This is a genomic window from Streptomyces sp. NBC_01244 (assembly GCF_035987325.1).
GTDB lineage: Bacteria > Actinomycetota > Actinomycetes > Streptomycetales > Streptomycetaceae > Streptomyces.
On sequence record NZ_CP108488.1, the window covers coordinates 2,005,801 to 2,017,812 of the forward strand.

The 12,012-nt window shown below is 70.8% G+C and carries 11 protein-coding genes and 1 riboswitch; of the genes, 1 reads left to right on the plus strand and 10 read right to left on the minus strand.

What is annotated here, in order from left to right:
- Positions 1-23: 23 nt before the first annotated feature.
- The 10 genes from OG247_RS08705 to ribD all read right to left on the minus strand — a co-directional run bounded on the left by OG247_RS08705 (position 24) and on the right by ribD (position 8,895).
- Complete coding sequence (locus OG247_RS08705) at positions 24-1,103, minus strand: hemolysin family protein (RefSeq protein WP_327251698.1); 1,080 nt, start codon at positions 1,101-1,103, stop codon at positions 24-26.
- Complete coding sequence (locus OG247_RS08710; protein ID WP_327251699.1) at positions 1,100-2,509, minus strand: hemolysin family protein; 1,410 nt, start codon at positions 2,507-2,509, stop codon at positions 1,100-1,102. The genes OG247_RS08705 and OG247_RS08710 overlap by 4 nt, the downstream gene beginning before the upstream one ends.
- Before the next feature lie 200 nt (positions 2,510-2,709).
- On the minus strand, positions 2,710-3,174 hold the full coding sequence (locus OG247_RS08715) for a PH domain-containing protein (protein WP_327251700.1): 465 nt from the start codon (positions 3,172-3,174) through the stop codon (positions 2,710-2,712).
- Positions 3,175-3,258: 84 nt separating this feature from the next.
- Complete coding sequence (gene hisG, locus OG247_RS08720) at positions 3,259-4,107, minus strand: ATP phosphoribosyltransferase (RefSeq protein WP_266910574.1); 849 nt, start codon at positions 4,105-4,107, stop codon at positions 3,259-3,261.
- A 122-nt stretch (positions 4,108-4,229) separates the two neighbouring features.
- Positions 4,230-4,508, minus strand: a complete 279-nt coding sequence (locus OG247_RS08725; protein ID WP_327251701.1) for a phosphoribosyl-ATP diphosphatase — start codon at positions 4,506-4,508, stop codon at positions 4,230-4,232.
- Positions 4,509-4,540: 32 nt separating this feature from the next.
- Positions 4,541-5,029, minus strand: a complete 489-nt coding sequence (gene ribH, locus OG247_RS08730) for a 6,7-dimethyl-8-ribityllumazine synthase (RefSeq protein ID WP_150520523.1) — start codon at positions 5,027-5,029, stop codon at positions 4,541-4,543.
- A 112-nt stretch (positions 5,030-5,141) separates the two neighbouring features.
- Positions 5,142-6,443, minus strand: coding sequence for a bifunctional 3,4-dihydroxy-2-butanone-4-phosphate synthase/GTP cyclohydrolase II (locus OG247_RS08735; protein ID WP_327251702.1), 1,302 nt, complete (start codon positions 6,441-6,443; stop codon positions 5,142-5,144).
- Complete coding sequence (locus OG247_RS08740) at positions 6,440-7,093, minus strand: nicotinamide mononucleotide transporter family protein (protein WP_327251703.1); 654 nt, start codon at positions 7,091-7,093, stop codon at positions 6,440-6,442. The genes OG247_RS08735 and OG247_RS08740 overlap by 4 nt, the downstream gene beginning before the upstream one ends.
- Entirely contained in the window at positions 7,090-7,728 is a 639-nt protein-coding gene (locus OG247_RS08745; protein WP_327251704.1) for a riboflavin synthase, read from the minus strand. Before OG247_RS08745 ends, OG247_RS08740 begins: the two co-directional genes overlap by 4 nt.
- Positions 7,729-8,895 (minus strand): bifunctional diaminohydroxyphosphoribosylaminopyrimidine deaminase/5-amino-6-(5-phosphoribosylamino)uracil reductase RibD, encoded by a 1,167-nt coding sequence (gene ribD / locus OG247_RS08750; RefSeq protein WP_442813239.1) that lies wholly within the window; start codon positions 8,893-8,895, stop codon positions 7,729-7,731.
- A gap of 151 nt (positions 8,896-9,046) precedes the next feature.
- Positions 9,047-9,177, minus strand: a riboswitch (FMN riboswitch).
- Between the two features lie 408 nt (positions 9,178-9,585).
- On the opposite strand from ribD, the gene OG247_RS08755 reads away from it, so the two are divergent.
- Complete coding sequence (locus OG247_RS08755; protein WP_327251705.1) at positions 9,586-11,955, plus strand: chitinase C-terminal domain-containing protein; 2,370 nt, start codon at positions 9,586-9,588, stop codon at positions 11,953-11,955.
- The last annotated feature ends 57 nt before the right edge of the window (positions 11,956-12,012 follow it).

Sequence of the window (12,012 nt, forward strand, 5' to 3'; positions counted from 1 at the left end):
CCGGCGCCGGTCCGGCGACGGCGTCAGCCGGTGAGCGCCCCCTCCGAGCGGAGTTCGGGCCTGCGGGCCTGCGGCGCCGTGCGGTGCGCGGGGTCGCGGACCTCACCGACCAGGGTTTCCAGGACGTCCTCCATGGCGACCAGGCCGAGGACCCTGCCCGAGGGGTCGGCGACCTGCGCCAGGTGGGTCGCGTCGCGTCGCATCACCGTCAGGGCGTCGTCCAGCGGGAGCGTGGAGCACACCGTGGTCATGCGGCGCCAGACCCGCTGGGGTACGGCCCGTTCCCGGTCCTCCAGGTCCAGGACGTCCTTCACGTGCAGGTAGCCCATGAAGGCACCGCTGTCGGCGCGCACGGGGAAGCGGGAGTACCCGGTGCGGACCGTGAGCTGCTCGATCTGGCGCGGGGTGACGGCCGGGCCGACCGTGACCAGCCGGTCCGGGGCGAGGAGGACGTCGGTGACCGGGCGGCTGCCCAGTTCCAGCGCGTCCTCCAGCCGCTCCTGTTCCACCGGCTCCAGCAGACCGGCCCGCCGGGAGTCCATGAGCAGGCGGCCCAGCTGGGCGGAGGTGTAGACGGCCTCGACCTCGTCCTTGGGCTCCACCTTGAAGAGCCTCAGGATCAGCGTCGCGCAGGCGCCCAGCGCCGTGGTGACCGGTCCGCAGACCCGCGCGAAGGCGACCAGTCCGGGACTGAACCACAGGGCCGTCTTCTCGGGGGCGGCCATGGCGAGGTTCTTGGGGACCATCTCGCCGATGACCAGGTGCAGGAAGATCACCGCCGTGAGGGCCACCGCGTAGCCCAGCGGGTGGATCAGGCCCTCGGGCACGTGGGCGGCGTGGAAGACGGGCTCCAGGAGCCGGGCCACGGTGGGCTCGGCGACCGCTCCGAGGGTCAGCGAGCACATGGTGATGCCGAACTGCGCGGCGGCCATCATGCGCGGCAGGTTCTCCAGGCCGTACAGCACCTGGCGGGCCCGCTTGGAGCCGGCCGCCAGGGGTTCGATCTGGCTGCGGCGGACGGAGACGAGGGCGAACTCGGCGCCGACGAAGAAGCCGTTGGCCAGGACGAGGAGCAGGGCGAACAGCAGTTGGAGGACGTTCACCGGCCACCCACCCGTGCCAGCTCGGCGGGGGCGGCGGGTACCGGGCCGAACCGGTCGAAGCCGCGCCCGTCGGATCCCGGTGCGCCGGGGCCCGCGGGGGCGGTGCGCACGAGGCGGACCCGCTCGGCGCGGTAGCGGCGGACCTGTCGCACGGAGAGCTTCCAGCCGGGCAGTTCCGCACGGTCCCCGGGGGCGGGGATGCGGCCGAGCAGGTCGGCGACGAGCCCGGCGACGGTCTCGTACGGGCCTTCGGGGACCTCCAGGCCTATCCGGCGCAGGGTCTGCACGCGGCAGCTCCCGTCGGCCTCCCAGGAGGGGCGGCCGTCCTCGGCGGGTACGGGGGCCAGTTCGGGGCTGCCGTCCTCCGCGAGGTCGTGCTCGTCGCGGACTTCGCCGACGAGCTCCTCCACGATGTCCTCCAGGGTGACGACGCCGGCGGTGCCGCCGTACTCGTCGACGACCACGGCCATGGGCTGTTCGCTGCGCAGCCGTTCCAGCAGCGGCTGCACCGGCAGGGAGCCGGGCACCAGCATCGGTGCCACGCAGATCCCGCTGACGCTGGTGCGGGCGCGCTCGGACTCGGGCACGGCGAGGGCGTCCTTGAGGTGGACGACCCCGGTGATCTCGTCGATGCGCTCGCGGTAGACGGGGAAGCGGGACAGGCCCGTGGCGCGGGTCAGGTTGAGCACGTCGGCCGCGGTGGCCGTGTGCTGGAGGGCGCTGACCTTGACCCGGGGGGTCATGACCAGCTGCGCCGTGAGCTCGCCCAGCGAGAGGGTCCGTACGAAGAGGTCGGCGGTGTCCTGTTCCAGGGCGCCGGCCTGGGCCGAATGGCGGACCAGGGAGACCAGTTCGCCGGGGGTGCGGGCGGAGGCCATCTCTTCGGTGGGCTCCACGCCGAGCGCCCGGACGAGCCGGTTGGCGACGGCGTTGAGGCCCGCGATGACCGGCCGGAAGACCCGGGAGAAGACGTGCTGCGGGCCGGCCACGAAACGGGCCACCTGCAGCGGCCGGGAGACGGCCCAGTTCTTCGGGACGAGCTCGCCGACGACCATCTGGACGGCGGAGGCGAGCAGCATGCCGATGACGACGGCCACGCCGGGTACGGCGCCCTTGGGGAGGCCGGTCGCTTCGAGCGGCCCGGCCAGCAGGGCGGCGAGGGCGGGCTCGGCGAGCATGCCGACCACGAGGGAGGTGATGGTGATGCCTAGCTGGGTGCCGGAGAGCTGGAAGGACAGCTCCCGCAGGGCTGCGACGACCGTGCGGGCACGGCGGTCGCCCTCGGCCGCGGCGCGTTCGGCCTCGGGTCTCTCGACGGTGACGAGGCCGAATTCGGCTGCCACGAAGAAACCGTTGGCGAGGATCAGGGCGAAAGCCGCCACGAGCAGGAGTAGCGGGATGGTCATGCCGCCGCCTCCGTGGGGAGGGCGGCGCGTGTACTACCGGACGATCCGTCCATTGCTGGAGGGAGTCACTCCTCGAGTTGCAGGTGCCCACGGGCCTCGGGGTCCCGGGGCCGGTGGGAGGGCGCACGGTCGCGCCCCCACACCAGGTTAGTCATTGAGATCGCCGCCGCAATGGGACGCAGCGACGAGGTCGGCCGGGCTCAGTCGTTCTTTGAACCGGTTCCGTGGGCTTCGGCCAGGGCGCGCAGGGCGCGGGCGTCGCCGATCGCCTGGGCCTTGGCGACTCCGGGCTGGATGCCGAGGGCGGGCAGGCTGGTGCCGTCGCTCAGGTCGAGGAACACCCAGGCGTCGCCGGGGCGGAGGTTGACGCGCAGGATCTGCGCCCACTCCAGGCGGCGGGTGGTGGTGAGGTTGACGACCGTGACCCCGGTCTCGTCGGCGACCACCTTGGGGCGGCTGAGCAGGACGAGGACGGAGGAGAGCAGGGCCGCGGTGAAGACGAAGGCGATCCGCTCACCGGGGTGCAGGGTTTCGAGGGTCAGCGCGATCGCGGTGATCGTGACGAACATGGCGGCGCCCACGCCCAACAGGACGGCCCGGGTGCGGGTCGGCCGGAAGGTGACCGGCAGGGCGGGCGGTGCGGGCTGGGCGGTGGCGTCGGCCATGTTCGTCAGGTGCCTTCGGGTGGTGCCGGATGGTGAGCCGGAGGGTGAGGGACGCGCCGCGACGGCGAACCGCCGGCGGACCCGTCAGAGGCGGCAGGCGTGGATCGAGGTGGTGAGGATCGCGCGCGCGCCGAGCTCGTACAGGTCGTCCATGATCCGCTGGGCCTCCTTGGCGGGGACCATGGCACGGACGGCGACCCAGCCCTCGTTGTGCAGCGGGGAGACGGTCGGCGACTCCAGGCCCGGGGTGAGGGCGACCGCGCGCTCCAGGTGCTCGGCGCGGCAGTCGTAGTCCATCATCACGTAGCTGCGGGCGACCAGGACGCCCTGGAGGCGGCGCAGGAACTGCTGGGCCCTGGGGTCCTCGGGGTCGGTGCCGTTGCCGCGGATGACGACGGCCTCGGAGGTCATGATCGGCTCGCCGATGACCTCCAGTCCGGCGTTGCGCAGGCTGGTGCCGGTTTCGACGACGTCGGCGATGATCTGGGCGACGCCGAGCTGGATGGCGGTCTCGACCGCGCCGTCGAGGTGGACGACGGAGGCCTCGATGCCCTGGTCGGCGAGGTGCTTCGCGACGATTCCCTCGTACGAGGTCGCGATGGTCATCCCGTGGAAGTCCTCGGGGCCCTTCGCGGTGCCGGGGATGGTGGCGTAGCGGAAGGTGGAGCGGCCGAAGTTCAGCGGCAGGATCTCCTCGGCGCTGGCGCCGGAGTCGAGCAGCAGGTCGCGGCCGGTGATGCCGATGTCGAGCTTGCCGGAGGACACGTAGATCGCGATGTCCTTGGGGCGGAGGTAGAAGAACTCCACCTCGTTGTCGGGGTCGACGACCACGAGCTCCTTGGACTCCTTGCGCATCCGGTAGCCGGCCTCATGGAGCATCGCCGACGCCGGTCCGGAGAGTGAACCCTTGTTGGGGACGGCGATGCGCAGCATGGGGCTTCCTTTGGTGCGTAGGTGCGAAAGGGTGTGCTGGTACGTGTGCTGGACGCGCGGACGCCCCGGCAGCCTGTGCCGGGGCCCGCGCGGACGTGCCGCGGCTTGAGAGCCGCCGCGGCCTAGAGGTGTGCGTAGACGTCCTCGAGGGAGATCCCGCGCGCCACCATCATCACCTGGACGTGGTAGAGCAGCTGGGAGATCTCCTCCGCGGCGGCTTCCTTGCCCTCGTACTCGGCGGCCATCCAGACTTCGGCGGCCTCCTCGACGACCTTCTTGCCGATGGCATGGACGCCCTTGCCGACCAGCTCGGCGGTACGGGAGGTGCTGGGGTCACCGTTGGCCTTGAGCTGGAGCTCGGTGAAGAGCTCTTCGAAGCTCTTGGGGGTTTTGTTCGCCATGATGGTCCTCAGAATACGGGGTCCGCGGCCGCCTACTGGCGCCAGGGTTCGCTGACGGTCCGCAGGGTCATGGCGGTGGAGACGGCGGCGGTGACCGCTTCGTGCCCCTTGTCCTCGTTCGACCCCTCGAGCCCGGCGCGGTCCAGCGCCTGCTCGTCGTTGTCGCAGGTCAGTACGCCGAAGCCGACGGGGACTCCGGTGTCGATCGACACCTGTACCAGGCCCTGGGTGACGCCCTGGCAGACGTAGTCGAAGTGCGGGGTGCCGCCGCGGATGACCACGCCGAGGGCGACGATGGCATCGTAACCGCGACCGGCGAGTACCTTCGCCACGACCGGGAGCTCGAAGCTGCCCGGGACGCGCAGCAGGGTGGGCTCGTCGATCCCCAGCTCGTGCAGGGCCCGCAGGGCGCCGTCCACCAGGCCGTCCATGACCTTCTCGTGCCACTGGGCCGCGATCACTGCGACGCGCAGGTCTCCGCAGTTCTTCACGCTCAGTTCGGGTGCGCCCTTGCCGCTCACAGCTCTGCTCCTCGGTGCGATTCGTGTGGTTCGTGTGGTGTGGGGTGATGCTCGGGGATGGTGCTACTGGTTGGTGGCCAGTGGGTACTGGTTACCGGTTACCGGTTACCGGTTACTGGTTGCCGCAGGCGGACGTGGTCGTGGCCCCGTCCAGCCAGGGCAGGTCGTGACCCATCCGGTCCCGCTTGGTGCGCAGGTAGCGCAGGTTGTGCTCGCCCGCCTCCATGGGCATCGGCTCCCGGTCGGAAACCTTGATGCCGTGGCTGATGAGGGCCGCCGACTTCTCGGGGTTGTTGGTCAGCAGCCGGACGCTGTGGACGCCGAGGTCGGCGAGCATCTGCGCGCCGGCCCCGTAGTCGCGGGCGTCGGCGGGCAGGCCCAGCTCCAGGTTGGCGTCGAGGGTGTCGCGGCCGCGCTCCTGGAGCTCGTACGCGCGCAGCTTCGACAGCAGGCCGATGCCGCGGCCCTCGTGACCGCGCAGGTAGACGATCACACCGCGGCCGGCCGCCTGGACCCGCTCCATGGCGGTGTGCAGCTGGGGGCCGCAGTCGCAGCGCTGCGACTGGAAGATGTCCCCGGTCAGGCACTCGGAGTGCATCCGGACCAGGACGTCCTCGCCGTCGCCGATCTCTCCGTGGACGAGGGCGACGTGCTCGACGCCGTCGACGGTGGAGCGGAACCCGTACGCGGTGAAGTGGCCGAAGGAGGTCGGCAGGCTGACCTGGGCCTCGCGGCGCACGGTCGGCTCGGCGGAGCGGCGGTAGGCGATCAGGTCCTCGATGGAGATGATCGTCAGGCCGTGCTTGCGGGCGAAGGGGATCAGCTCGGGCAGCCGCAGCATCACCCCGTCCTCGCCGGCGATCTCCACGATGGCGCCGGCCGGGCGCAGGCCCGCGAGGCGGGCGAGGTCGACGGCGGCCTCGGTGTGGCCGTTGCGGACCAGGACGCCGCCGGGCTTGGCGCGCAGCGGGAAGACGTGCCCGGGGCGGACGAAGTCCTCGGGGCCCGAGACCCCGTCGGCCAGCAGCCGCAGGGTGGTGGCGCGGTCGGCGGCCGAGATGCCGGTGGTGACGCCGTGGGCGCCGCTCGCGTCGACGGAGACCGTGAAGGCGGTCTGCATCGACTCGGTGTTGTGCTGGACCATCTGCGGGAGTTCGAGCCGCTCCAGCTCGTCGCCCTCCAGGGGGGCGCAGATCAGGCCGCGGCACTCGCTCATCATGAACGCGATGATCTCCGGGGTGGCCTTCTCGGCCGCGATGACGAGGTCGCCCTCGTTCTCGCGGTCCTCGTCGTCGACGACGACCACCGGGCGGCCGGCCGCGATGTCGCGGATGGCCTGCTCGACGGGGTCGAGCCGGAACGTCTCCAGCTCGACGTCGGGCACGGGCTTCAGGACGGGGTTCGAGGAGGTCATGCCGTTGCTCCTTCCAGAGCCGGGGCGGTGGTGGTGCGCGAGCGCTGGTACCAGTCGTAGGCGCCCCAGACGACGAGGGCGAAGTACACGACGTAGACGAGGCCGGAGAAGGCCAGTCCGCTGTTGAAGGCGAGGGGGACGCCGACCAGGTCCACGAGGAGCCAGGCGAACCAGAACTCGACCAGGCCTCGGGCCTGGGCGACCATGGCGACGATGGTGCCGACGAAGATGTAGGCGTCGGCCCACGGGCTCCACGACAGGCTCGGGTAGAGGGTGAACAGTCCGCCGACGGCCAGGGTCCCGGCGGCCGCGCCGGCCAGCAGGAGGCCGCGCTCCTTCCAGGAGGCGGTGCGGACGGCGATCGAGCCGTCCTGGGCGTCCTGCTTGCCGCGCTGCCAGGCGCGCCAGCCCCACACGGCCACGCCGATGACGAGGAGCTGCTTGCCGACCCCGCCGGAGAGGTGGGCGGAGGCGTAGGCGCCGACGAGGATCAGGCCGGAGAGGAGCTGGGCGGGCCAGGTCCATATGGAGCGCCGCCAGCCGAGCGCGAGGGCGCCCAGGCCGATCAGGTTTCCGATCATGTCGGACCAGATGACCTTCTGGTCGAAGATCTCGAAGGCCTCGGTGTTGAGCCAGGTCAGGGCGCTCACTTCGACTCCCCCGTACCGTGCGGCAGGTTCGAGGCCAGGGGGGTGACGCCGGCGGCCAGCAGCCGCTCCACGTACTTGGCCAGGACGTCCACCTCGAGGTTGACCGGGTCACCGGGCTTCTTGATGCCCAGGGTGGTCAGCGCGAGGGTGGTGGGGATGAGGCTGATGGTGAACCAGTCGGCGGCGGCCTCGACCACGGTCAGGCTGACGCCGTCGACCGTGATGGAGCCCTTCTCGACGACGTAGCGGGAGAGGTTCTCCGGGAGGGCGACCTTGACGATCTCCCAGTGCTCGGAGGGGGTCCGCGAGATGATCTCGCCGGTTCCGTCCACGTGCCCCTGGACCAGGTGGCCGCCGAGCCGTCCGCCGAGCTCCATCGGGCGCTCCAGGTTGACCCGGGAGCCCTGGGCGAGGGCGCCGAGGCTGGAGCGGTTCAGGGTCTCCTGCATGACGTCGGCGGTGAACTCGCCGTCACCGGTCTCCACGACCGTCAGGCAGACGCCGTTCACGGCGATGGAGTCCCCGTGCTTGGCGTCCTCGGTGACGACCGGGCCGCGCAGGCGGAAGCGGGAGGCTTCGGCGAGCTCCTCGACGGCGACGACTTCGCCCAGTTCTTCGACGATTCCGGTGAACACTCAGTGCTCCTTGAGGGCTGTGGGGGCGGAGGGGGCCGACGCGGGGACGGCGGTGACGCGGATGTCCGTGCCGATGCGGACGGTTTCGGTGACGCGGAGCCGGAGCGCATCGGCGAGGGTGCCGATGCCGGCGTCGGCGAGGACGGCGGGGCCCGCGCCGAGGAGGACGGGGGCGAGGTAGCCGATGACCTTGTCGACGGCCCCGGCGGCGACGAAGGCGCCGGCCAGGGTGGGGCCGCCTTCGAGGAGGACGGAGCGGATGCCGCGCCCGTGCAGCTCGCGCAGCAGGGCGTCCACGGAGATCCCGTACTTGTCGTACGGGAGCCGGGCCAGCTCCACTCCGGCGAGGTGGCGGGTGGCAGCGTCTTCGAGGTTCTCGGCGACGACGATCAGGGTGGGAGCGGCCTCGTCCAGCACCCGGGCTGTGGGCCGGATGGTGGCGTGGGTGTCCAGGACCACGCGCAGCGGCTGGTCGGCGGCGGTGAAGCCGTCGATCCCGCGTACCGCGAGGTGCGGGTCGTCGGCGCGCAGGGTGCCGGAGCCCACGACCACGGCGTCGGACTCGGCGCGCAGCCGGTGGACGTCGGCGCGGGACTCCGGGGAGCTGATCCAGCGGCTGGTGCCGTCGGCGGCCGCGACGCGGCCGTCGAGGGTCGCGGCGTACTTCCACAGGATGTACGGACGGCCCAGGCGTACGGAGGTCAGCCAGGCGGCGTTGCCCGCCTCGGCCTCCTCGGCGAGCAGTCCGGAACAGGTGTCGATCCCGGCGGCGCGCAGGGTGGCTCCGCCACCGCTGGCCTGCGGGTTCGGGTCGGAGACCGCGTAGACCACGCGGGTGATCCCGGCGGCGGTCAGGGCCTGCGCGCAGGGTCCCGTACGGCCGGTGTGGTTGCAGGGTTCGAGGGTGACGTAGGCGGTGCCGCCGCGGGCCGCCGGGCCCGCCGCGTTCAGGGCGTGGATCTCGGCGTGCGGGCCGCCGGCCCGCTCGTGCCAGCCTTCGCCCACGACGGCGCCCGAGGCGTCGGTGATGACGCAGCCGACGACCGGGTTGGGGCTGGTGGAGCCGAGTCCGCGGGCGGCGAGCTCGATGGCTCGGCGCATGGCGCGGGTGCCCGCGTCGGGTGCTGCGTGCGCGGCGTGTGTCGCCACCGGGTCCTCCTGCCTCATCGGGCACGGACTCCGGGGCCTGTCGGGATACGACAGATGAAGCGGGTAGCACACGCGGGGACGCCGAGGCCGGAAACACGGTCCGTTCGACGGCACGTCCCGAGGGATGTGCCGGTGGACCGCCGACGGCGGCGTACCGGTGACTGGCCCGCCGCGCACTGCCTCCCATCCGGACTTTAACCGTCGGTCCAGGAATTTCACCTGGTCAACCGGCCGCTGGCTGCGGACGGGTCGCGGACTATAACCGCCGGTTCGGAATTACACCGACCCCGGAGTGCGCTGCTACTGGTACTGAAGCCAGTGTGCCACGGGTGATCGGCGGCCATGCGGGTGAGTCAATGTGGCCTGGGTCACACATGGTCATTCTCGAGCGCACCTCTTGCGCCATTCGGCCGGTCCCGCACCCCGGCCCGCACCCCGGCCACTCCTCCACCAGCACCCCCGTCCGCACCGATGCGCACACCCGCGCCGGCCCTTGCCGACCCCTTGCCGGGCCTCCCCGGGCGCTTCCCGGGCGCTTCCCGGATGACGCACTTTGGTCCAGACCTATTGACGGGTTGGTCTAGTCCTCTTAACGTTCCCTTCATCTTCCCCGGGAGACAGCCCGTCAGATGTGCGCACGTCACGGGCCAACACGCACCACGTTTCAGCCTGTTGTGTCCTGCCATCCTCCCCTCCCCAGGAGGCACAATGCTGTCCCCCACCAAGACGAGAGCCATGCTCCTGACGTCCGGCGCCGCAATCGCCGGTCTGCTGGTGGCCGGGCTCTCGGCGGGCGTCTCGCACGCCGCCGACAACGAGTCCTGTCGCCCCGACGGTCTGTACAAGACCGCGGGCGTGGACGTCCCGTACTGCTCGGTCTACGACACCGAGGGCCGCGAGAAGATGGGCGCCGACCACCAGCGCCGCGTCATCGGCTACTTCACGGGCTGGCGCACGGGCAAGGACGGCACGCCCGCCTACCTGCCCAACAACATCCCGTGGTCCAAGGTCACCCACCTGAACTACGCCTTCGCCCACGTCGACGGCAACAACAAGATCTCGGTCGGCTCGGACAACGCGAACAACTCCGCCACCGGGATGACCTGGCCGGGCGTCGCGGGTGCCGAGATGGACCCCGCCCTCCCTTACAAGGGCAATTTCAACCTTCTGAACAAATTCAAGAAGCAGTACCCGAACGTCAAGACGCTGATCTCGGTCGGCGGCTGGGCGGAGACCGGCGGCTACTTCGGCGACGACGGCAACCGCGTCGCGTCGGGCGGCTTCTACTCGATGGCCACCAACGCCGACGGCTCGGTCAACCAGGCCGGCATCAACACCTTCGCGGACTCCTCGGTCGAGTTCATCCGCAAGTACGGGTTCAACGGCGTCGACATCGACTACGAGTACCCGACCACCATGAAGGACGCGGGCAACCCGCTGGACTGGCAGCTGTCCAACGCCCGCCGGGCCGGGCTGGTCCAGGGCTACGACGTCCTGATGAAGTCCCTGCGCGAGAAGCTCGACAAGGCCGGCGCCGCCGACGGCAAGCACTACCTGCTGACCGTCGCCGCCCCCTCCTCCGGCTACCTGCTGCGCGGCATGGAGACCTTCCAGATGCAGAAGTATCTGGACTACGTCAACATCATGTCCTACGACCTGCACGGCGCCTGGAACGAGTACGTCGGGCCCAACGCCTCGCTCTTCGACGACGGCAAGGACGCCGAACTGGCGGCCGCCAACGTCTACGGCAGCTCCCAGTACGGCGGCATCGGCTACCTCAACACCGACTGGGCCTACCACTACTTCCGCGGCTCCATGCCGGCCGGCCGCATCAACATCGGCCTGCCCTACTACACCCGCGGCTTCAAGAACGTCCAGGGCGGCACCGACGGCCTGTGGGGCAAGGCGGCAGCGACCACCTGCCCGGCCGGCGCGGGTCTGACCAAGTGCGGTGACGGCGCGGTCGGCATCGACAACCTGTGGCACGACAAGGACACCAACGGGGTCGAGTCCCCCGCCGGTTCCAACCCGATGTGGCACGCCAAGAACCTCGAGAAGGGGATCGTCGGCGACTACGTCACCAAGTACGGCTTCCCGGCGAACACCACGCTGACCGGCACCTACGTCCGCAAGTACGACGCGAACCTGGTCGCCCCGTGGCTGTGGAACGCGCAGAAGAAGGTCTTCCTCTCCACCGAGGACGAGCAGTCGGTGGCGGCCAAGGCCGACTACGTGGTCAACCGCGGCATCGGCGGCACCATGGTCTGGGAGATGGCCGGCGACTACGGCTGGAACGCCGCGAAGGGCCAGTACGAGATCGGCGACACGCTGACCTCCGTGATGTACGACAAGTTCAAGGCCGCCTCCCCGTACGGCTCCAAGAAGTCCAACACCGCGCTGCCGACGCAGGCCGTGGACATCAAGACGGAGTTCAACGAGTTCAAGCTCGGCGACTCGAACTACCCGATCACCCCGAAGCTCAAGATCACCAACAACACGAACGCGACGCTTCCGGGCGGCACGGAGTTCCAGTTCGACTACTCGACGGCGGCTCCGGCCAACGCCTCCGACCAGTCGGGCTTCGGCACCAAGGTGATCAAGAGCGACCACACCGGCAGCAACGTCGGCGGTCTGAAGGGCGACTTCCACCGGGCCTCGCTGAAGCTCCCGGCGTGGCAGACGCTCGCCCCGGGCGCCTCGGTCGACCTGGCCTTCAACTACTACCTGCCGGTGTCCACGCCCTCCAACTGGACGGTGAACATCTCCGGTACGACGTACGCCCTCGCCGGTGACCTGGCGCGCGGCACCACGGTGGTCCAGCCGGGCAGCACCACCCCGCCCACGACCCCGCCGACCACGCCCCCCACCACCCCGCCGACGACTCCCCCGACCACCCCGCCCACGACCCCTCCGGGCGGCACGTGCACCAACCCCGCGTACGTGGCGGGCACGGTCTACAACAGCGGCAACGTCGTCTCGCACCAGGGCCGCAACTGGAAGGCCCAGTGGTGGACGCAGAACGAGACGCCCGGCACCACGGGCGAGTGGGGCGTCTGGAAGGACCAGGGCGCCTGCTGACAGCCCGCGCGGTGACCGCGTAGGCGAAGAGATGTGAGGACCCGGTGGCCCGGCGGC